Genomic DNA, 23,555 nt, shown 5'->3' on the forward strand with positions numbered 1-23,555 from the left:
AATGCCTCACTTTAAGTCAGTAAATCGCAAGTTGCTGGGGCAAAGCCGTCTAATTTCTAACATATGGGCGAGGAGAATTTATTTGCGGCTGTGTAGGAAGATTGGTCTTAGAATAAAAAACTAATGCAAATTTAAGATTTGCCGATAATTCGACTATAATGAGCTCAAGACGTTGATTTTCTAAGAACTGTTACGTAGGTATATGGATAATCAGCGTTTTTAAAAGTACATCCTCAGGGATGACCTTAAATAGCCAGAAAAAGCTTTGGTTGGGACAAGGAGAGTTATATTTGCTGCAATCGCTTCATAAGTCCTTCACTTAAGGCAAATTTTTGTTAGACTATTTAAGGGTGTTAATACCTATGATCAACTACGGAGAATGATTATGAAACGTTTGGCCCTTTTAGCAGTCACTGCTTTTGTAGCAGTTATACTTTCTGCTTGTGGTGAAAGTGCAGAAAGAAAAGCAGAAACTGGCGCTACTAATGCTGTACAGCAACAACAAGGTACTGGTACCACTGGCGAAACTGGTCAACAAAGTGGTCAATAAGGTTTTTCAAAGTAGTTTTTTAAACCCCGCGTTGCGGGGTTTTTTTTTAATGAATTGTTGAGTAGGTGAAGATTGAAGTGAACAACCTAACTAAATTAGTCCAGAAGCTAGCTGATGGATTACGCATAAAACATTTTAAAATTGCTACTGCGGAATCGTGTACTGGAGGATTGATTGCTGGATTACTGACTGAATTGCCCGGAAGTTCAGTGTGGTTTGAGCGTGGATTCGTGACCTATAGTAACTTAGCAAAGCATGAAATGTTGGGTGTTAACCCAGAACTCATAGGGGTACATGGTGCAGTAAGCAAAGCAGTCGCTGAGGCAATGGTTGTAGGTGCACTTACTCATAGTGTAGCTAACCTTGCTCTGGCAGTAACCGGTATTGCCGGTCCTGATGGGGGGACTATCGAAAAACCCGTTGGTACAGTTTGGTTTGCTTGGGCTATGCCTAAATTGCCTGTGCGAAGCTTACATTGTTATTTCCCAGATGTTTCCCGTCAAAAAGTACGACATCTCGCTTGCAAGCAAGCTTTAGAAGGTGCTGTTGCTTATCTTGATGAATTTTATGGATGAATAGACTTCTTTCAAAACCTAGCATTTTAAAGGATCTTGGGTATAATTTGCCCTTTGCACACAACATGGGTGACTTATTATGGAAGACAATAAACAAAAAGCACTAAGTGCGGCTCTCGCTCAGATTGAACGCCAATTTGGTAAAGGCTCTGTGATGCGTATGGGAGATGGCAACGTGGCCCGGGATATAGAGGCTATTTCAACGGGTTCATTAGGGCTTGATATTGCTCTAGGCATAGGAGGGTTACCCAAGGGGCGTATTGTCGAAATTTATGGCCCTGAGTCTTCTGGTAAAACGACATTAACTTTGCAAGTGATTGCAGAATGCCAAAAAAAAGGGGGTACAGCCGCCTTTATTGATGCAGAGCATGCCCTTGATCCTGGTTACGCGGCAAAACTCGGTGTTAATGTTGATGAATTGCTCGTTTCGCAGCCTGATACAGGAGAACAAGCATTAGAAATCACTGATATGCTTGTTCGTTCTGCCGCTGTTGATGTCATTATCATTGACTCTGTTGCTGCATTAACACCTAAAGCGGAAATCGAAGGTGAAATGGGTGATGCCCATGTAGGCCTGCAAGCAAGATTAATGTCTCAAGCTTTGCGTAAACTGACTGCAAACATCAAGCGTTCTAATACATTGGTTATCTTTATTAACCAAATTCGTATGAAAATTGGGGTGATGTTCGGTAATCCTGAAACGACAACTGGTGGTAACGCGTTAAAATTTTATGCTTCCGTTCGCCTTGATATACGTCGCACTGGCTCAATCAAAAAAGGTGAAGAGATTTTAGGGAGTGAAACAAGAGTTAAAGTGGTTAAAAATAAAGTGGCTCCACCTTTCAAAAGCACCGATTTTGATATTCTCTACAACGAAGGCATTTCTCGGGAGAGCGAAATCATCAATTTAGGAGCCCAGCTAGGACTTATCGAAAAATCGGGAGCCTGGTACTCTTATAAACAAGAAAAAATTGGTCAGGGCAAAGACAATGTACGGATGTATTTGAAAGAAAATCCGCAAGTCGCTCAGGAGTTAGAGCAACAGATCCGGGCTGAGTTGTTAGTTAAAAAACTACCAATTGCTGAGGATGAAATGCTTGAGAGCGTGGATGACTAGCGCTTTTGACTGTGCGATGCGCCTATTGAGTAGGCGCGAGCACAGCGCTCGTGAACTCATAACTAAACTAGCACAAAGAGGTTATAGCTCTGAAGAGGTTTCTGAAGCAATTGCTAAATGTCAGCGTCTTGGTTTGCAAAGCGACGCCCGGTTTGTTGAAACGTTGTGTCATACTCGTATTCGTCAAGGATGTGGTCCTTTAAAAATCAGTCAGGAATTACAAGCTAAACACATCGACCGTGAATTAATCAATAATGCGCTTGAGCAAGAGCAAGAGAATTGGGTAACTTATGCCTTAGCGGTTTGGCATAAAAAATTTAGGGATCAGGGCGATATATCTTTTGAGGAATTACAAAAACGGCAGCGGTTTTTATTATACCGTGGATTTTCCGCTGATATTATCGCAAAGGTTATTGCCGAAGTGGTTGCGTGAAAGGGTTGTGGCCCTGAATGCCAGTGTGCAGGATGGGCACTTTTTTGCGCACCTGCGAACAATTACATAAACTATTAAATGATAACTACGAATTGTGAGAACATGAAAAGTTCAGAAATAAGACAAGCATTTTTTGATTATTTTGCTGCGAGAAATCATCAAATCGTTGAATCCAGCTCGCTCATACCGGGTAATGATCCAACTTTACTTTTTACAAATGCTGGTATGGTGCAGTTTAAAGACACTTTTCTTGGCTTAGAAACGCGCCCCTATGCTCGGGCTGTGAGTGCCCAGCGCTGTGTACGTGCAGGTGGCAAACACAATGATCTCGAAAATGTGGGTTATACAGCACGACATCATACTTTTTTCGAAATGCTGGGAAATTTTAGTTTCGGCGATTATTTCAAACGTGAAGCCATTAGGTACGCTTGGGAATTTTTAACAACTGTACTCAAACTACCTCCTGAGCGTTTATGGGTTACTGTCTATAAAGATGACAATGAAGCAGCTGATATTTGGTTAAAAGAGTTAGGTGTTTCACCCGAACGGTTTTCCCGTTGTGGCGAAAAAGATAATTTCTGGTCAATGGGCGACACAGGTCCTTGTGGTCCCTGCACTGAAATTTTTTACGATCATGGGCCAGAAATTGCCGGGGGCCCTCCTGGTAGCCCGGATGAAGATGGTGATCGATATATTGAGATCTGGAATCTGGTATTTATGCAATACAACCGGGATAAGGCAGGGCATCTGCATCCTTTGCCTAAACCTTCTGTCGATACGGGTATGGGGCTTGAACGCATTGCAGCAGTGGTACAAGGCGTACACAATAATTATGATATTGATCTATTCCAACATTTAATCCGCGCAATTTGCAAACTTGCACCACCATCAGTTAATCCTGGACATCCTTCTTTGAAGGTCATTGCGGATCATATTCGCGCTTGTTCATTTTTAATTGCTGACGGTGTTATTCCCAGTAATGAAGGCAGGGGTTATGTTTTGCGCCGTATTATCCGACGGGCAGTGCGCCACGGCAATAAATTAGGATTACCTACTCCGTTTTTCTGCAATTTAGTAAAACCTTTGGTTGAGGTGATGGGCGATGCTTACCCAGAATTAGAAAATAAAAAAGAACAAATAGAACGGGTTCTAGCACAGGAAGAAGGACAATTTGCCCGCACACTTGAACAGGGGTTGCGCTTATTACAAGAACAAATTCAATCATTGAAAGGGAAGGAAATTGCCGGCGAAGTTGTTTTTAAACTGTATGATACTTATGGATTCCCTCTGGACTTGACGGCTGATATTGCGCGCGAGCAGGGATTAACGATTGATATGGAAGAATTTAATCGCTGCATGCAGCAGCAACGAGAGTTATCCCAATCGGCAAGCCAATTTGCCGCCGATTATTCCGTCTCAGCCCAACTCGCTGAGTCTTCAGAGTTCCATGGTTATCAACAAGAGAGCTTGCATTCAAAAATCTCCGCGTTGCTATCAGATCATAAGAAAATTTCTAAGTTAACTAAGGGTAATAAGGGAGCGATTATCCTTGAAACTACCCCATTCTATGCTGAAAGCGGGGGGCAAGTAGGTGACCGTGGCAAGTTGCTTGATGGCCAAGCTGTTTTTCGTGTTGATGATACGCAACGAATAGGGCAAGCGATTGTCCACTATGGTGAAGTGCTCGAGGGAGAGTTCGTTGTTAACCAGGAAGTTAATGCACGCATTGATGTCGCTAGACGCAATGCAATCCGTCTTAATCATACTGCAACCCATCTGTTACACGCTGCTTTGAAAGCGCTCGTTGGCCCGCATGTACAGCAAAAAGGGTCTTTGGTGGATGCCGAGCGCGCTCGTTTTGATTTTTCTCATTTTGAAGCCCTTAGCCCAGCCCAATTGCGCCGGTTAGAGGTGTTAGTGAACGAGAGAATCCGTGCCAATGATGAAGCGGTGACCGAAATCATGAGTATTGAAGAAGCCAAGAAAAGTGGGGCTGTGGCTCTTTTTGGTGAAAAATATGGGGATTCCGTGAGAGTGCTGTCGTTAGGAAAATTTTCTAAAGAATTATGTGGCGGTACACATGTTTCAAGAACAGGCGACATTGGCCTTTTTAAAATCACCGCGGAATATGGGATTGCCAGCGGCATAAGACGGATAGAAATGGTTACTGGTGCTTATGCTTTGGATTGGGTTAATCAGCAATTAGATGCGTTGGAAGAGGTTGCTGCCAAACTAAAAACAAATACTGTAAATGTCACAGAGAAGTTGTCACAATTTTTGCATGATGTAAAACACCAAGAAAAAGAATTAGCGCGCTTAAATGCAAAAATAGCTGCTAAGTCAGGTGCTGATTTACTCAATGAAGTAAAAAATATTAAAGGGGTGAACTTGCTGGTGAAGCAGTTGGACAATAGGGATAATCAGACACTAAGAACAACTTTAGATCAATTAAAATCGAACTTAGATGATGCTGTGATTGTGTTGATTGCTACCAGTGAAGATAAGATGAACGTTGTTGCTGGAGTGAGCAAAAGCCTTTTAGGCCGTGTACCGACTGCTGCAGATCTAGTAAAGCATCTTTGTGGCAAAGGTGGAGGCCGAGAAGACATGGCTCAAGGTGGAGGACGTGTTCCTGAAGATCTGGATCAAAGGATTTCACAAATTCAGGCAATGATCGCTGAACACGCGGGTTAACATATTAGACGGGGCGCTGAAAATGGCATTATTAGTGCAAAAATTCGGGGGAACGTCGCTTGCTACACTTAAGCACATTAATCATGCGGCAGATATAGTTACGAAAGCAAAACAAGCTGGCCACAAAGTGGTTGTTATTGTATCTGCAATGAGTGGAGAAACGGATAGGTTGATCGGGTTAGCAAATGAGATCAGCGAATTTCCTGATGAACGAGAGTATGCAGCGCTTGTTGCAACTGGCGAACAGGTTTCTATGGCATTAATGGCCATGGCTTTAATTAATCGTGGTATCCATGCCCGCTCGTATACTGGCGGACAAGCCCGTATTCAAACCTGCAGCCAGTTTAAGAAAGCACGTATCCAAGCTATTGATACCACCCCTATACTGAAAGACCTTGAACATGACAGAGTCGTAGTAATCGCTGGATTCCAAGGGGTGGATAAAGATGGGAATATTACCACGCTAGGCCGCGGAGGCTCAGACACAACAGCTGTTGCTATTGCTGCCGCTTTAAACGCCGATGAATGTCAAATATACACCGATGTTGATGGTGTTTATACGACTGACCCACGAATTGTCCCTGATGCGAAACGATTAGAGCAGATAACCTTTGAAGAAATGCTGGAATTGTCCAGTTTAGGCGCAAAAGTATTGCAAATTCGTGCCGTTGAATTTGCCGGGAAATACAATATTCCCTTACGCGTTCTTTCTTCATCCCAAGAGGGGCCTGGTACTTTAATCACGTATCAGCAAAAAAGCAGTATGGAAGCGCCCATGGTAACCGGTATCGCTTTTAGTCGTAACGAAGCAAAAATTACTTTGACCGGTGTTCCTGATAAGCCAGGCCTTGCTTCAGGTATTTTAACTGAGATAAGCGAGATAGGGGTGAACATCGATATGATCGTTCAGCATTTGTCTGCGAATGATAAAACGGATTTTACATTTACTGTTCACCGCGATGAATACCAAGCTACTCTGAACAAATTAAACCAACTTGTTAAAGATTTTGGTGCAAATTCAGTGATTGGATCAAATGGCCTGGCAAAATTATCTCTTGTCGGTGCCGGACTGAAAAGCCATCCGGAGGTTGCGTCTATCATGTTCAGAACGTTGGCATCAAAAGGGATTAATATACAACTCATTGCCACTTCTGAAATTAAGATATCGGTATTAATTGATGCTGCGATGTTGGACGAGGGTGTCCGGGCTTTACACAGTATCTTTCGGCTTGAGGTCGATAGCCGTGATGAGTCGCGAGTAGTTGCAGCGGTCGAATTAACCGAACCAAACTGCGTAGCGGCGATTGGTAAATAATAATACATATCTACCTGACGACAAAGGGAGTTGGTATTCATGAGCTTTTGGAGCGAATTCAAGCAATTTGCCATGCGTGGGAATGTTGTGGATCTTGCTGTAGCTGTCGTGGTGGGTGGGGCATTTGGCAAAATTGTTTCATCCCTTGTGGATGGAATCATCATGCCATTGATTGGATTATTGTTAGGGGGGATCAATATTTCCGCTAAGGCCTTCAAGATTGGTGATGCGGTAGTAAAATGGGGATTATTTCTTCAAACTGTTATTGATTTCGCCATAATTGCATTTTCTATTTTTGTTGTTATTAAATTCATTAATGTTTTGCAACATAAGCGTGAAGAAAAATCAGAAAAATTAACCAAAGAAGAGTCCCTCCTCACGGAAATCAGGGACTTACTTAAAGCTAAAACGAACGAAGAAAATTCCTAACTTAATCGCATTATGCGACAACTTCGGGCTATAACATAACTGATTATCAGTATTTATACCATCCGCCAGGTCCCCCAATGCCGCCGGGTCCGCCAATGCCGCCGGGTCCGCCAATGCCGCCAGGTCCGCCAATGCCGCCAGGTCCGCCAATGCCGCCAGGTCCGCCAATGCCGCCAGGTCCGCCAATGCCGCCGGGCCTGCCAATACCGCCGGGTCCGCCAATGCCGCCAGGTCCGCCAATGCCGCCAGGCCTGCCAATACCGCCGGGTCCGCCAATGCCGCCAGGCCTGCCAATACCACCGGGTCCGCCTATTCCACCCAGGCCACCGATACTCCCTATCCTTGCTAACCTGATAAGGGAATGAGGGTGGTAAGCGAGAGAAGCTATCTTCATTAATTTGGTGTGTTGTTTCAGTGATTGAATATCCTTTGGGTGAAAGAGCTGTGCGGCTTGCAGGATTGAAGGGATTAATAGGCTACTGATCAATAGGGGATAGACAGAAAAATTACGTATCCCAATCGGTAGGGTGGATCTGGAGAGAATGAATTGCATAATAAATCCCTATAATCTAGTGAACCTATCCATGAATAGAAGCAACCCCATCAGTCGCTACCAATTTCTTCTCGCGTTACCGGCTTACATACTTGCTAATTAACTCCTGGGCAGCTTGTTCAGCCTGTTGGTGTTTATCAGATGGAATTGAAGTGTAAGCATCATTTTTAGCATTCTGATAATCCTTATTATTAGGTACAGCAGCGGAAGCAGCAGAAAACCAGGCGTAAGCTTGAATATTATCTCGAGGTACGCCTAAACCATCTTTATACAGGTGACCAATGTTATACAATGCAAAAGTATTCCCACCCCTGGCAGCCTTAAGATACCAATTCATTGCTTGTTTATAATCCTGGGCAACCCCTTCGCCATGGTCATAAGCATAGCCGACTAAGTCTTGTCCCATAGGGGAGCCTAAATCTGCGGCTTGTTGATACCATTTTAATGCTTGAGAGTAATCGCGTGCAACGCCATTGCCATTATAGTAAAAATTTCCTAGGGAGATCATTGAAGCAGTATTGCCCTGATTAGCCGCTTTGGTATACCAAATTGCTGCTTTTGCATAATCTTGTTCTATGCCTTCTCCTTTTTCATAAGCATAACCTAAATATTCCTGTGCTTTCGCTGATCCTTGTTCTGCTGCTTTCTGATACCATTTCACCGCACGTGCATAATCTTTAGGGACACCAGTACCATCATAATAAAGGTCTCCTACTGCAACCATTGCTGGTACATTTCCTTGATTTGCAGCGCGTTCATACCATTTAGCCGCTTCAGTTGGGTCCCTACTAACTCCACTTAAGCCCTGGCCATACATGATACCAAGATTATATTGTGCTTCTGAATTGCCCTGATTAGCTAAAGGTTGGCAACTTGATAAGTCTGAACAGATGTCATAAGGTAAGGCTAGACTCAGTGTGGGTAGCGTTAAACTGGTTCCTAAAATTAACGCCTTAACTAGAATGGTAGTATCTTTGTCCATAACGATATCCTAGCTAGAGAGGTACTGAAATTATAGACTATTTAATCCAGTTTTGTTTGGTTTTCGATTGAGATGTAATTATTCAAATTGCCTTATTGAGGGGAGTGTTTAATTGTGACTTGATTTTTTGAGAGGGCTGGAATCTTTTTTCCAGGTACGATGAGCCCAACAAGATTGAGTGGATCAACAGCGGAAAAGTCAAACGAGTCTTCTTGAACCTGTTTTCCCTTAAATGCGCGTAGTGACTCTACTGCGTAGGGTAAGGCAAATTGCTCGCCAGCAAAACCGCTCACAAAACGGCCACCTCGGATTTCTCCTTTAGCTTCCATACGTCGAAATGCGGTGAGTAAATCTCGCCAACTTGGGGCAATTTTTTCCTTAACCAGAAGCTCACGGAAGCAAACGCCATATCTTTTGAGCAGCATGGTACAGATTGCTTCAATAGATGGAGTTGGGCTAGCTGATTTTTTTGCTTTGAGTAAAGACCAACGTCCGGCAGCTGGCCGGTGGTTGAGACGATGGCCCCGTCTGCCTGAACGTCGATGAGGATCAATGAGTGCGCGTAGATTATCAAAAGCATCGGCAGTAATTAGACCTGCTGCAACCAACTCCCATAACCCAATCTCAACTTGGGTTTTGAGATCACCCACTCCTTCCACAATATCAATAAAAAATGATGCACCATTTTCCTTTAAGAAGCGGTAAATAGATTGTGCCGTATGACTTAAAACTTGCAAATCACTTGGGTTAACTTGAGGTATGCCAGCCATCCAAGCCGCGTCTTCGCGTACAAAAAAAGTAATGGGTGTAACACTGGTTGGCAGAATCCGTTTGAATTGAGCCTCTTCGTCTAAGGTGACAGACATTGCTGGATGTGGGGAGACACGACCCCAGCCAATGACCCCAGTGAAACAAAGATGATCCAGCCAATCCTTATCGTAATCTTTAATGCGTTTTGCAAAGATTAATTTCTCCCAGGCATTCGCCGGAATTTCGAACCCTTGCAATTGCTTAATTACCTCCAGCAGACCGTGTTCACCTCGTAATTGTGAGCCAGGAGCGAGATGTTGCCAGGTGAATAACCAATTCATGAATTGAGTCGCAGTAACTGGTTCTATTTCCCTTCGAAGAATGCCCAGGGTTAGGGCATGAATTCGGGCTAATAATCGGCGATCACACCATTCAAGTTGGTTAGTGGCCCTAAAGTGGCCTCTTAGGATTAATCCTGTGGACTCTAATTTTAAAAGAGTTTTTTCTACTTCGCTGGCATCAAGCCTTAAAATTTCAACCAGTTCATCTTTTGTTACAGGCCCAAGGTATTGCAGCCATCCACGGATCATTTCGATGATTGCTTCTTCTGGTTTAAGCTCTTCCTGTTTTAAGGGTTTAAGCTGATGATGGACTATCGCTTTGGGGTAAATACTTTGGAAAGCCTGTACTTTCTCTGTTGCTAGCCAAAAAAAATGATGATCGGCAGAGGCTTTCCCAGCACGCCCTTGTGCGCTGAGTTCAGCGAAGAAACTATCCCAAGAAGGAAGGGATTTTTGGTGATCGTTTAAATGAATGTCAGTCGGTAGGGCAATTAGGGTTTGTAAAACATCATGTAATTCATCTGCATTACGGATATCTGGCCATGCTTGTTGTTGCACATCCATGATTGCCGCTGGGTTTAATTGGCCAATTTCCTTAAGCAGGGATTCTGGTAATATTCTACGCATCTCAACCGCTCTCGCCCTCCGTTCTTCCAAAGGGGCATCATCAAGGAACGCATAAGGGTTCGCGTTTAATATTTCATGTGAGAATACAGAGGGGGTAGGACTATCAACTGCCAAGCATTGAATTTTTCCTTCCACAATCTGATTTAAAATTTTAATCAGTCCTTCGATATCGAGTGCTTCGGTTAGGCAGTCTTTGATTGTTTCGTTAATAAGGGGATGATTAGGAAGCACGATATCTTGTCCCGCCAAATTATCCTGACAAGCTGCGGCATCAGGAAATACCGCAGCTAAAAGATCATCAGCAAGCATACGCAAAATGTGGGGAGGAACTTTTCGTCCGCCGCGAAAACGCACGATTGCTAATGCACGCAACGCATCCCAGCGCCATCGGGTGGTAAAAATCGGCGATTGCAAGACAGCCTGGGTTAAAACATGGCGCAGGGAATTCGGGTGCAAGAAATGAAAGACATCAGCCAGAGGAAAACTGTGTTGTTCAGCGAGAGAGATCGCGATACCATTATCGGTTGCCGCCGCTTGGAGCTCAAAATTAAAAGAACGGCAAAACCGTTTTCTTAATGCAAGCCCCCATGCTTTATTAATTCGTGCCCCAAAAGGCGAGTGAATGACGAGCTGCATGCCCCCGGATTCGTCAAAAAAACGTTCCGCAATGATTGTTTCTTGTGTCGGAACATTGCCTAAAATAGCTGTGCCTGTTTGAATATAGTTAAGGATTTGTTGGGCGCCATGATCATCCAGACCACAGTGGGTGACTAGCCAGTCTTGAACATTATGAGGGATCTTCTTGAGGTTACTGCCAAGAGCCGGGAGATCCCTCACTACGCTCGGGATGACAGGTTTGTCAGGGTCACATAACATCTTCTGAACTCGGTTACGCAGATTAGATACCTGCACGGAAAGCTCATCCGTTCTTGAAGGGGCTTCGCCAAGCCAGAAGGGAACACTCGGCGGAGCGCCATGCGCATCCTCAACGAAAACCCGGCCTTTTGCGCTCTCGATACGTTTTATTTGCCACGAAGTATTACCAAGTAAAATAATGTCCCCACGGTTACTCTCGATAGCAAAATCTTCATCAAGTGTGCCCACCACAACACCAGTTGACTCGGTGATGACCGTAAATAAACTGTTATCGGGTATGGCGCCACCACTGGTGATGGCGGCTAAACGGCTGCCTCGACGAGCTTTCACTACCCCGTTAACTTGATCCCGAAACAGATAGGCGCCATACCGTCCTCGAGAACCTGCAATTCCGTCCGATAACATTTGTAATAAAGCGGTGAATGTTTGATGCGATAAATTTCTATAGGGATAACTCTTTCGGATTAAATTGAATAATTGCTCTTCAGACCAGTCATTAGTTGCGCAACTTGCAACAATTTGCTGGGCTAAAATATCCAGTGGCTCTTCTGGGATAATTAATCGATCAAGATCCCCTGTGCGGATCGCATAGACAAGGGCGGCACATTCGAGTAATTCGTCGCAGGTTGTGGCAAAAAAAATGCCTCTGGAAATGGCGCCACGCCAGTGGCCTGCCCGGCCAATACGCTGTAAGGCAATGGCAATCGAGCGAGGGGAACCAAGTTGGCAGACTAAATCGACTGTGCCGATATCAATCCCTAATTCCAAAGAGGCTGTGGCGACAAGGACTTGTAATTTGCCCGTTTTCAATTGAGTTTCTGCAGCTAGACGTAATTTGCGTGATAAACTGCCATGATGGGCTGCCACCTTCTCCTTGTCTAACCGTTCTGATAGATGGTGGGCTGCACGCTCAGCTAAGCGCCTTGTGTTAGCAAACACTAAAGTGGAGCGATTTTGACGGGCTAATTCAGCAATGCGATCATAAATCTGATCCCACATTTCATTCGTGGCCACAGCTCCTAATTCGGTTTCAGGTGTTTCGACCTTAAGTTCTAAGTGTCGATTATGACGAATATTCACAATTACCGGACGTGGGCCGCCTATGCCTGCTAGAAAGTCAGCAACAAGCTCAAGTGGTTTTTGAGTTGCGGATAAGCCGATTCGTACCGGTTTTTGAAGGGTAAATGCTTCGAGCCGCTCCAGCGAGAGCGATAAGTGTGAGCCGCGTTTGTTATTGGCGAGTGCATGAATTTCATCCACAATAACTGTCTTAATATCTTTAAGAATGGTGCGGCTTTTTTCAGCTGTTAGTAACAAATAAAACGATTCGGGTGTGGTCACGAGAATATGAGGCGGTTTTTTTAACATCGCTTGTCTGTCTTTAGCCAGTGTATCTCCCGTTCTTACTGCAACTTGGATTTCTTTCATATGCAAACCGCGTTCATTGGCTAAAGCTTGAATTTCCTCGAGTGGTTCGAGCAAGTTTTTTTGAATGTCGTTCGTTAAGGCTTTTAGCGGTGAAATGTAGATGACACTGGTTTGATCAGCTAAATCGGTCAATGATTGTCTTACTAATTGATCAATACAAATCAAAAAAGCTGCAAACGTCTTTCCTGAACCTGTAGGGGCAGAAATGAGTGTGGTGAAGCCTGCCAAAATAGATGGCCATCCTTGTTCTTGTGGTTCAGTTGGGGAATTGTATTTGTTAATAAACCAATCACGAACGAGAGGATGCGCCCAGGCTAAACTGTTGGGAATAGAAATCATACCTAAATTATACGCGAATTATAGCCCTTAAAAAGGACTATTCTAAAGATTTTCCGCTAGTGCAGGACAAAAACCCAAACACTACTTTTTCCTCCAAGATTAACGTTCCCGGTTACCCAGTGTTTTTGCATAAATGCCTGACCTTTTTTCCTCCGCATGAGATATAAACCGAGAAGGTTGTTATTTTTATCTGCTTTATATTTTTGCCCTGTATAAAGGATTTTGCAATGGTCGAGAGAAAAGACTTTGCCTTAATCTGCCATCATAAAGGTATAATATTCAAGGTCTTTAAAATCTTTGTTTATGAAAATCAACGCAAAAGCAATGGATAACAGCACACTAAAACCATAACCATATCCAAAATAGTAAGGGCCAGCATGGAGTGTAATGAGGGTGAAGAGGCAATTGCTTACAGCAAAAAGAATGCTTACGTAAAGGGCGTGAAGGTATTGTGTCAAGTAATATAAAATATTTAACAAACCCCACAAAATGACATTTAGGCCAACCGCAATAAGAAGAATAAATAATAGATTTAAATAGATAGGAAGAATTTGCAGTACTGAAAAAAGAAAACATGCCAATAAAAGCATGATAATAATCATGGTTGTTTGCGTTTTAAATAAACTAAGGACGGCCCCTCGACCTGCCAATACCAACTCATCCCGAATTGCATTGATTTCATCCAAGGTTTTATGTTGAAAAATGGTTTGCATAAAACTCGGATACTTCAATGCAAAATTTGCTTCAATTTGAAGTAAAAATACCGAAGAGGCGGGAATGGTTGATATGTAGGCTATAAACAAAGGTAAATCGTAAAGAGGGGATAAACGCAAAGGGGGGAATATCAGAAATCCGGTGTCACTGTTAAACCAGAAAAGATATTTATCAACCCAAAATCCGATCGCATAGAAAAAATTGGAGAATACTAAGGTGAAATAAAAGTTCTCTTTTTTCAAAAAATCAAATTTAATGCATTCATTGGTAGGGTAATAATCTAAAATCGCATACAGCAAGAAGAAGAGTAGGATAATTTGTGCCAATAAAAATTCTAATAGGAGAAAGCGGATATCAGGTCTTCCCCATAATAAATGCACAACTATCATCACGTAATAACCTATAGCAAATCCCCAAATAATAAGGCGATAGGCTTTAATTCCAGTTAACACGACGACAGACATCCAAATCATGCATAAAATAATAAAATTAGATATGAGCAGTAATTTGAGAATCAGGCTATGCTCAGAAAAAAAATAAAATACTACGGGTATCGAAAAAAAAATGCTGATGATAAGTTGCAATAAGAGAATACCAATAAAATTAGGGCTTACTTGTTTAAAGTCCCGGGAAAATAGTTGATCATTCATAAAGCGGGTAAAAGTATATTGCAATAAAGCACTAACTATCATGCTGCTTGATAACAAATAAGTCACTACTGAAAGAAATTGGTAACCAATTAGATAATTAAGCGTCGAAAATAGGGTAAAAAAGCAAACAATCCCTAAACTAACGACAATGAATAAGCCTGGCCCTGAAACCATCATTGTTGTTAAGGTATAGGCCCGCATCAAACTTTGGTACGAACCCTGTTTCCATAATCTTAATAAATCAAATCCTATTCCGGCCATGGGAGAGCGCTTCTTCGTAGATTAATGTGTAGTTTTCTATTAATTTTTCCATACTATAGTATTTTCTAATTCTTTCTAGTGCTGCTTTTTGGGCGCTGTTCCATGCGGTTTCGTTAGTCAATAACTCGAAGGTACCATCGCATAGGCCTTCTGCATCACCAAGATTTGCCAATCGTCCAGCTAAACCAAGCGCTTGATCTTCAGCGCTTTTGCCCTCAATTAACTCCCGGCAACCGCCAACGTCAGTTGTCACAACAGGAATGCCGACAGCAAAACTTTCCAAGATAACGAAGGGTGAACCCTCTGTAATAGAGGTTAGCATCAATAAATCGATGGTAGGAAAGATTTGCATTACATTTTGTTCGCCTAAAAATTCAAATTTTTCTTCTAACCCAAGCATTTCAATTAAATTTTTACAGTTTGCAACATACTCTTCATCAATCTGGGTTGAACCAACAATACACGCCTTTGCATTGGGTAATTTAATGAAGAGCAACGCACAAGCCCGAATAAAGGTTTTAACATCTTTAACAGGCACAACACGTCCCATAAAAGCAATAACGGGGTTTTCCTTATTAAGCTTTTTGCCGAGGAATGGATAAAGATTAAAGTCGACACCATACGGAATAATCCGGGTTCTTTCGGGTTGTGCTCCATCCCTGATTTGGCGCTCCCTGTACTCTTCAAATAAGCTAATAATAGGGTTGGCGGCGCGATAAGAAACTTTTGCTAAGATGGTAAAAAAATGGGTCCAAACATCAATCAAGCCTCGGCGTTTATTTAAGGATTTATTCTCCTGAACAATGTGTTCGAAAAAATAATAGCCCATCAATTCAATCCATCGTTCTTTAGTGTAAATGCCGTGCTCTGTAATAATGTAGGGGAGGTTATACTTCCTTTGTAATAAAGCGCCTAAAAAACCGGCGTAGCCTGTTGAAGCGCTGTGTAAAATTTTCACTTTAGGGATATCATCAATAATTTTTGCTAAGGTCCAAAAGGGATGGTGTAAATTTCTTATCCCCCAAAAATAATCAAAAAAGGACTGTTCGGAGTATTTCTCATGATAGCGTTTGACTAATAATTCCCAAGCTCCCTTTGAACGTAAGAATAACCCACGGTTAATGTAGTCTTTATTTTTTAGTAGTTCGAATAATTCAGGCATCGTATCAGAATTATCGGTGATGAAGGTTTCAAATTTTTTATGCATCTCCTCAATTTTTTCCTTAATCTCCTGAGGAATATCTTGGGTTGTGAATTTCGGTGATTCATGAATATCAAAGAGGTAGTGGGCTTGTAAGTGAACAACGTTATCAAAAAGAGGACTATGAAAACCCGAATAATCCTCTTCGCGTGTGCCTAAAAAAATAATAGCAAAACGATATTCGGGTAAGACACGAATTAATTCACTGACCCAGTGAGTTACACCGCCGCCGACAAAGGGATAAGTACCTTCAAGGATCAAGCAAATATCAGCTTCTTGTGCAGTGGGGAAGTATAAATGCTTCATGTGAGGTCCCAAAATTTTTTAACCGGAGCAACAAGTGGCACATCGAGGAGGGTTTCTAAATTCAAACATTCCTTTGTTGCAACATAGTTGCGTTCTTTGTATTTAATTTCCGCCAGATAAGGTAATACCTGGGAGGGGGAAACATTAAATGAAATAGCCTTGGCAAAAGCTTCCTCTGCTTTCCTATACTGATGTATACGAGTATATATCTTGCCAAGTAAAGTCCATAAGACAGCATCCTCATGTAAATTCTCCAGCGCTGATAAGGTATAAGATAATGCTTTTTGTAAAATGGATGCTTCTAACTCTTGGAAAACCAAATTACTGTATACGAGCTCCCAATAGAGCATGGCCAAATTCTTCTCATATTTTGCATGTTTTTCTGAATCACTCTCAAAGTCCTGGTTTTTAAGGATCTGCAGTGTTTTTTTAATATCTTCTGTAATGATAGTCTCTTGTTGCTCTAAGATTTTAAAGGCCAATAAACGAATTTCATCACTATCATCGACCAGCAGTTCATACATGAATTTATTAATATCAGAGAACTTTTCCTGACCTATTGCAAACAAAGCACCAGTCCGCTCAAGTGGATTATATTCATGATGCATCAGTTTTCTTAATGCTCCCCCCGCACCATATTTGAAATGAACTGGTTTCAGTTGGGTAATGTTTATAGCACTATCTAATATTTCTGCATGCTCATGAAATTTAGTGCGAAGCCGGTGAATGCTGATGATGATAAAAAGGCTAATCAAAATTCCCCCAAAGGGAACAAAACAAACTAATAAAAAAACAAATAAATAGAAAGGCCAGTCTATTTTTCTAAAGGCACCGCTTAGATATATTTGGGTTGTAAACGTAACAAGGCTGCTTACGATAAGATGGGATATCAAGGCGTTTCCGATCTTATTTTCAAGAAGTAAATGCGCAGCATTAAATTCAACTATCAGGCTAATGAGAAAAAATAATTGCGCAATTATGTTCATTTTATATTCAGCATATCATCGATTAGATCAACAGGGTTCTTGAATGAAGAGAGAAGGCATGATTTAAACCTGATCTCTTTACCGTTTAACTCAATATTGAATTTCTCTAATAACAGGCTAACAATACGGTTTTTATAACTTTCAATGGCTAAGCGATTACTCAGAGGCATTATAATTAATAAAATTTTTTGACCTTCTTTGCTGGTTTCCCAATACGTGTCAATCCCTCGAATTTCGTTTTTTATTACGTAGATATACTCTTCCCGGTGCGGGTTGTCTAAAAATAAAAAGGCACAAAGGGCGCTATCATGTTTTGTATTTTTTTCTAATTTAACTAATCGCTGTAATTCATTCGCAAAATCGACATGACAATCTGGAAATTTTTCTAAGATTTTATCCGCATTTACGTCGCAATTGCCTTCGGTAAAATAGTTCAAAAATAAATCGATACTATCTAAGTTATCCATGTTAAGTTTTAAAAATGGCATTTCTTGTACCACTAAAAGGGCATACACCTCGTTATTTTGGTCTAAAAAAGGGGCCACTATTAAATAATTGCCCCAATATTCTTTTAAGATTTGCTGAGTGGTGATGTATGTGATTGCTTGCCTTTCTATACATTCTCGGATTAAAAAATCTTCCTGCGATGGTGTTTTTACAAAACCAATTGAGGCGATCGGCTGGGCAAAAACATGGTTGTTTTCAACAGGAAAAATAGCGGTTGCTTCTAAACCACAATGGGAAGCCAAGATGTTTAAAAAACGGTACATCAGTTCGGGTTCTAATTTGTCATGGCCCTTAGCCAAAAGTTCTCTTAATTCCGCTAAAGAGCTCCGAAGGGTCACAGGATTGGAAATGAGGCTGTGCTCGAGGTGTTGGTAGGCAAATAAAACTACTTTATAAGCATGGGCAGTTGTCTGGATCCTGTTTTGTAAGTAGGTTGAAATTTCCTCGCTGTAGCGGATTTTTTTTTCCCCGATCCTCTGGTAAATCACGCAAAGAAGAGTCAGTAAAAAACCACCTAAGAGATATAATTGAAAGGGTATCGTATATAATTGCTCAGGATGGTCATAAAGGTAGGTTGATAAAAACAAAATAATGCTCATCATTGCTGGCCATAAACCATAACGTAAACCAACAAGTACTGGAGCGAACCATATCCAGGGAAAAGAGCTTTCTAAAAACAACGGGTTTTGTAAAATCTCGCTCACAAATATAAATAGAGCCGTTATCACAAACGACTCTACCCACCCAGTCATCACATGTTCAACTTCCTTCTTATTTAACATAAGGAACTTTACCACCGGGGCAATTGGTACGGAATAATCCATTGAGCAGGTTGTTGACTAATATTTGTGCGGCTGTACTTACGGCAGTCCGACTGCCTCGGCTCAAACTACCGACAGCCGTCCAAAGAATGCGCCCCGTTTTCACATCAAGAAGTTGTAAGGAGATGCCCACCACAGGCTCTCCATCTAAACCTACCTTATAAGTCCATTCATTGACGCTACCTGTGAGCGCATAACGTGCATGGATGTTTTGGGCCCACTTCAACAAAGTTTTCCGTGACTCAACCACAGTCATTCCCGGAAATAAAACCTTACCCTGTTGACGACGTTGATACACTGCAACACAACATGCACCGCGGGACTCTAAGACCGCAGCTGTTATCGACATGGCTCTATCGCCAGCTAAAGGAGTTTCAGTGTTATTGGCGAATGGAATAATCGCTATTTTGGAATTAAGATCAACTGGCACACATGAGCTGTAATTGAGAACACTGGCACAAGAAGTAAGTAGAAATAAAGGTACTACGAATAAAAAAATCCATTTTCTTAGCACAATGAACTCCTTCTCAATCCATCAAACCCTTATTATATATTACAAATTTTCGATGTTCTAGGTTTATCACTTACAGTTACAGGCTGCACCCATTAAAAATGAGACAACCGTGCTTACTGCTATTTCCCACAATTTGATCTTGATCAAATAATTATCAGTATTGGCCTCTTATCTTCTCCGATGCCGCGTTAAAGACGGCTGTTGTGGGAACTAGGTAGGCGGTTACTTGTACATTTCTGTATTTTTGGTATGCTGAAACCGGTAAGAAATCGTGTGGAGCAAGCTTGACATGGGAAAGTCATCTTTGGTTGTACTGTGCTGCGCACCGCTCATACTGTTTGACCAAGCCTATGCCCTGTCTTCCAGCAAAACAACCACCATTTACGGATTAGAGCAAGGAATCCGCTTAAAGGTTCCTAAATATTCAACTCAAAAATATATATTGCAGCTCGGTTCGTTTGAAAGCCATGCGAATGCTGTCAATTTCAAGAATCTGATCGCCAAACAAACGGATAACCCTGTTCATATCGTACCGGTTAAAGGTATTCCCATTCGATACAATGTCATTATTGGACCTATCCCAAATGCAGCGAATCTGATTAATATTAGCCATCAACTGCTAGCTAAGATTGCAAAAGCCCAAAGGATAAAGCCAGCAAAAAATAAGAAATTACATCTCAACCCAGTAAGGTACGCTGAGTTAAAAAAAACTAAGAAACAGTTAAAAACAAGAAGGATTGCTTTTCCAGCAACAAACAAAAAATGGGTCAAACTAGGTAAGCGCCAGATATCAGGCTCACAAGGCATCGTTCCGCATTCTGGCCAATTCTCCCAACTTAGAAGACAAAAGAAAATCGAAGGTAATGTTATTGAGAAACAAACCGTGAGGGGGGGACAACCTGCTTCAAAAGACCCAAAACCAGTTAACGCAGCCCAAAGTTCACAATTAAGCGCGCAAACGTCTAATGAGAATTTAATCGAGGAGAATGAGCGGAATTGGCAGAGTAGTTTATTGATCGGTTTTGAGAATTCTGCAGTAAACGACAGCCCCCTCGTTGCCATTGCCCCTGATGATCAATCGCTTTATCAATCACCGTTGTTGTCAACCCCGAAAGAGATCGATGTGACTTTAAAAAATCAGGAAAGAATTGAGAGGGACAAATTTCAAGTATTTTCTTTGCTAAATCAGAACATGAGTAATTTCACCCATAACAATTGCGAAAACCATGAACATCAGGAGGATCAAAATTGGGAGAAGAATTTATTTCTTGGGCTTGCAGAGGAAGAACAGAGAATAAGGGCGGCTGCTAAAGGACGATCACCCAATAATACCGAACCTTTTTCTTTAGCAGAAACTCGTGATAATCAAATAATGATTCCAGAAAAGACTCGTTCTTCCGTCTTAGAAGATAAACCACTGGACCATCCAAGCTTAGCGCAATTAGCGTTCGCAGGAACGGAAATACCTTCTCATCTGCTTTCAATGACGGAACAATCCGTTAACACGAAACCTTATTCTTATAATGGTAATCATAAGGCAAATACCCTCATTTCTTATGAACCCAAGACCGCTTCACTGCGTATAAACCCTTATAATTTATTAAATAAAATAGCTGGGAAAGTTAAAATAATTTTTAATAACAATCAATGGGCTAAATTTACAGTTCACATGCTAACCTATCATTTTCCTGTTTCCGATGTTTATCTATTTAGTTTAAATACTTATCAACTCGTTTTTGCCAATTTGCAAAAGTTATTGAAAGAGACAAAGAAGCCAGTATCACTTTTTACCCAATTAAAAGCCCCATCAGATACTTTGTTGTCCGAGGAAATGATTAATCAAATTAAAACAATGCCCTATAACGACGATTTGTTTAAATTAGCCGTGCAAACCATGGTTTATAACGCGCACATTTCCGATGCATATCAACTTGCCCTCATTGCTGTAAAAAATAGGCCAAATAATTTAACTTGGCGGAAGAAACTTGGCGAGCTTGCCCTTTGGGCTGGGGATTACAGCACAGGCTTGAAGGAATGGTTTTATGTCGTTAACAGGACTAAAGACCCTACAGCATTGAATTATCTGATTAAGGTTTCAAAAACGTTGGGTTTCGAAGGCGTGTTGATTGATACATTGAAAATGTATCTTGCAAAACAACCGAATGATACAGCAGCTTATGTTGAATTAGCGCAAGCACAAAATCGGGAAGGGCAACCACAGCGGGCTTTATCCACTTTACAAAGCATAAACTCAAAAAATCCTACCGAGGCTGCTTATGAGCTGTCTGGGAAGATTTATGATGACTTGGGTCAATGGGACAATGAGTTAAAAGTATGGCAAAAAATTGACGCAATGTATGGGCCTAGCGTTAAAAGCGTTATGGCACAAGCGGTCATCTATTATTCAAGGGGACAATTTAGGGAAGCTGTTGAGGTTTTAAAGCGGGGGATACCAGTCGCTAAAAACAAAGACATTGATTTTTGGCAGACTCTTGCGGATTTAGCATGGATAATAAATGATAGGCCTATGATTATATTGAGTTACTCTCGGTTACCCAATGATCTATCAACGGTGTTAGCGCTTATTCAAGTTGAAACAGCAAATAACCCTTTGCAAGCCCTCAAGTATAGTTTGAAAGGTTGGCATGATTTTAAGGATCCCCAATTTTTCTTATCAGCCCTAAATTTAGCCCAACGGCTCAATAACTGGCGGTTGATTTCTCATCTATTGCTCAGCTTGTCTGACAAGCAATTAAAATTAGTCGAGAAAAATGAATTGTTCTGGCAAACGCAAGCTTATTACTATGCGTTACTGGGTGCCCAAGACTTAGAAAGGAAGGTTTTACTCAAAGCGATAAGCCTACATCCCAAAATGTACCAGGTCACAAGCGATTTACTCTGGTTAGTAATCTCAAATGGCGAAGATTTATGGATAAAAAAGTTGATGGAGTATGTCGTTGAACAAAATTTAATGGATAACCCCTATATATGGCATGTGTTTGCCCAGGGATTTGATACCTTAAATCGTTTTTACACCTCAATTTTAGTTTTCCAAAAGCATATTTTGGAAACATGGCCAGATGCTCAGATACTGATAGACTACACCGCTGTGCTGGAAAGGGCGAAACGCTACCAGGACGCTTATGATATGCGGCTAGTTATTTGGCAACAAGAATTATTAAAAGCAAGTCAAATTTCATTTTTCGATAAAAAATCATTGCAAGCGATTGCTCAACTTTCTCCCCATTTTGTATCAGGCACGGATCAAATAGAGCTGTTCAATACGATGCTTAGTAAGGAATTAAACCTTGATGATCTCAATATCCTATTAAATTGGATAGTACCTAGGAATTATTACGGCTTAATGGCTTATTTTAAAGCAAATTATTATCACAATGTATTACCTGATTGGGCCGGTATCAATTTAGCTTTAATACAAAATGATTTACCAACCTTGCAAACGATTATTGAGCATAAAGAAAGGGCTTGGCCACGCTCAGATCGTATTAATGCTGCCGAACGCTTAGAAAATCTCCCATTAGCTGTAGATTTTGCTTTTCAAGAGCTCACTGACCGCCCTACAGCACACGAAATATTTCCTGAATATACGATATATGCGTTGAAGCTTGCTAGTTATTTTGAGGCTGGTGAGCAGTATGAACAGTTTATTGACGTCGTAGGGCCGAAAACAAATTTTGAAACCCGGTTTAGGCTGACAAACTCTTTAAGGTTAACACCTAGTTTGAGCGCCTGGTCTGTAAAATCAAATAAACCTGATCAAATAACAAATGTGCCTAATGATTATCAAACCAAAATTAAATTGGAGCAAAAAATTCATCGAGGGGAAGTAAAATATACTTTAGGTTATAGAAAAGCACTAAGTGGTTTCATACCGGCTTCCATTGATATTAATTATGAACTTGGGCATAAATGGTCTGCAAACCTTTTGTTGGGTTATAACCAAGAAGTGTTCCAGAACTCTTTTTTGCGGCTTGGGGGAGTACAAGATCAAATCAACTTAATATTGTATAACAATATAACAAAAAAAGATCTTTTATCTTTAGAAGTACAGGGGCTTAAATATTATTCTCAAGACAGGCATTACTTAGCGAGTGGGTGTAATTTGTTCGCCACATTGCAACATAAGTTTTTCCTAAACTATCCTGACTTCACCCTAGGTGTATTTGGTCACCTATATACCTTCAATAGAAACGGAAGTTTTAGCGGCAATGTTACCCGTTTATTTCCAAATCTTGCTCCAGGGCAAATATCGGATATATCCGAGTTACCCAGTATAATTGATTCAGATTTTAAGCAATTAATCCCCCAAACTTACAGGGAGGCTGGAGGATACTTTAGTTTTGGTGATACTATTCAGGAATATACCCATGTATGGCGTCCTTATTTGTGGGCTAGTTTATTTTATAACTCCATCACCCGCCTCTCAAACGATATAAAAGGAGGAATAAATGGAACTGTCTTTGGCCGTGATTCCTTATTAATTTATTTAGAAAGGGGGCAAGCTTCCTCAGTGGCGAACGCAATTAATTACATGGTTGGCATACGATATAAAATCTATTTTTAAT

General features: G+C 41.3%; 16 protein-coding genes. 8 read left to right on the forward strand and 8 right to left on the reverse strand.

Annotation, left to right across the window (positions count from 1 at the left end; all coding sequences use genetic code 11):
- Positions 1-385: 385 nt before the first annotated feature.
- The 7 genes from LMI_RS15305 (at position 386) to mscL (ending at position 7,113) form a co-directional block, all read left to right on the forward strand.
- Positions 386-550, forward strand: coding sequence for a hypothetical protein (locus tag LMI_RS15305; protein ID WP_153280297.1), 165 nt, complete (start codon positions 386-388; stop codon positions 548-550).
- 77 nt (positions 551-627) lie between these two features.
- Positions 628-1,125: a CinA family protein gene (locus tag LMI_RS04890; protein WP_045098796.1), complete on the forward strand. Its 498-nt coding sequence runs from the start codon at positions 628-630 to the stop codon at positions 1,123-1,125.
- Positions 1,126-1,204: 79 nt separating this feature from the next.
- Complete coding sequence (recA, locus tag LMI_RS04895; protein ID WP_045098797.1) at positions 1,205-2,242, forward strand: recombinase RecA; 1,038 nt, start codon at positions 1,205-1,207, stop codon at positions 2,240-2,242.
- Positions 2,235-2,675 carry a recombination regulator RecX gene (gene recX, locus LMI_RS04900; protein WP_045098798.1) on the forward strand — a complete coding sequence of 147 codons (441 nt, stop codon included), beginning with the start codon at positions 2,235-2,237 and terminating at the stop codon, positions 2,673-2,675. Before recA ends, recX begins: the two co-directional genes overlap by 8 nt.
- 102 nt (positions 2,676-2,777) lie before the next feature.
- A complete protein-coding gene (gene alaS, locus LMI_RS04905) occupies positions 2,778-5,369 on the forward strand; it encodes an alanine--tRNA ligase (protein ID WP_045098799.1) in 2,592 nt (863 codons plus the stop codon).
- Positions 5,370-5,391: 22 nt separating this feature from the next.
- The gene (locus LMI_RS04910) at positions 5,392-6,684 is read left to right on the forward strand and encodes an aspartate kinase (RefSeq protein WP_045098800.1); all 1,293 of its coding nucleotides are present in this window, start codon (positions 5,392-5,394) and stop codon (positions 6,682-6,684) included.
- A gap of 39 nt (positions 6,685-6,723) precedes the next feature.
- A complete protein-coding gene (gene mscL / locus LMI_RS04915; RefSeq protein WP_045098801.1) occupies positions 6,724-7,113 on the forward strand; it encodes a large conductance mechanosensitive channel protein MscL in 390 nt (129 codons plus the stop codon).
- A 46-nt stretch (positions 7,114-7,159) separates the two neighbouring features.
- Here mscL and LMI_RS15470 read toward each other — a convergent pair whose 3' ends face one another.
- From LMI_RS15470 to LMI_RS04955, 8 genes are all read right to left on the reverse strand, one after another.
- A complete protein-coding gene (locus LMI_RS15470; RefSeq protein ID WP_052679454.1) occupies positions 7,160-7,666 on the reverse strand; it encodes a hypothetical protein in 507 nt (168 codons plus the stop codon).
- Positions 7,667-7,742: 76 nt separating this feature from the next.
- Positions 7,743-8,648: a tetratricopeptide repeat protein gene (locus LMI_RS04925; RefSeq protein ID WP_052679455.1), complete on the reverse strand. Its 906-nt coding sequence runs from the start codon at positions 8,646-8,648 to the stop codon at positions 7,743-7,745.
- A gap of 92 nt (positions 8,649-8,740) precedes the next feature.
- Positions 8,741-13,009, reverse strand: coding sequence for a DEAD/DEAH box helicase (locus tag LMI_RS04930; protein ID WP_045098802.1), 4,269 nt, complete (start codon positions 13,007-13,009; stop codon positions 8,741-8,743).
- A gap of 251 nt (positions 13,010-13,260) precedes the next feature.
- Positions 13,261-14,634, reverse strand: a complete 1,374-nt coding sequence (pelG, locus tag LMI_RS04935; protein WP_045098803.1) for an exopolysaccharide Pel transporter PelG — start codon at positions 14,632-14,634, stop codon at positions 13,261-13,263.
- Complete coding sequence (gene pelF / locus LMI_RS04940; RefSeq protein ID WP_045098804.1) at positions 14,615-16,141, reverse strand: GT4 family glycosyltransferase PelF; 1,527 nt, start codon at positions 16,139-16,141, stop codon at positions 14,615-14,617. Before pelF ends, pelG begins: the two co-directional genes overlap by 20 nt.
- Positions 16,138-17,127, reverse strand: coding sequence for a tetratricopeptide repeat protein (locus LMI_RS04945; protein ID WP_045098805.1), 990 nt, complete (start codon positions 17,125-17,127; stop codon positions 16,138-16,140). The genes pelF and LMI_RS04945 overlap by 4 nt, the downstream gene beginning before the upstream one ends.
- The gene (locus LMI_RS04950; RefSeq protein ID WP_045098806.1) at positions 17,124-18,416 is read right to left on the reverse strand and encodes a PelD GGDEF domain-containing protein; all 1,293 of its coding nucleotides are present in this window, start codon (positions 18,414-18,416) and stop codon (positions 17,124-17,126) included. The genes LMI_RS04945 and LMI_RS04950 overlap by 4 nt, the downstream gene beginning before the upstream one ends.
- Positions 18,406-18,969 carry a hypothetical protein gene (locus LMI_RS04955; RefSeq protein ID WP_052679456.1) on the reverse strand — a complete coding sequence of 188 codons (564 nt, stop codon included), beginning with the start codon at positions 18,967-18,969 and terminating at the stop codon, positions 18,406-18,408. The genes LMI_RS04950 and LMI_RS04955 overlap by 11 nt, the downstream gene beginning before the upstream one ends.
- A gap of 289 nt (positions 18,970-19,258) precedes the next feature.
- Here LMI_RS04955 and LMI_RS04960 point away from each other — a divergent pair, with 289 nt between their 5' ends.
- Positions 19,259-23,554, forward strand: a complete 4,296-nt coding sequence (locus tag LMI_RS04960; RefSeq protein WP_045098808.1) for a tetratricopeptide repeat protein — start codon at positions 19,259-19,261, stop codon at positions 23,552-23,554.
- Position 23,555 lies beyond the last annotated feature (1 nt).

The sequence above is a fragment of the Legionella micdadei genome, from assembly GCF_000953635.1.
GTDB classification, from domain to species: domain Bacteria; phylum Pseudomonadota; class Gammaproteobacteria; order Legionellales; family Legionellaceae; genus Tatlockia; species Tatlockia micdadei.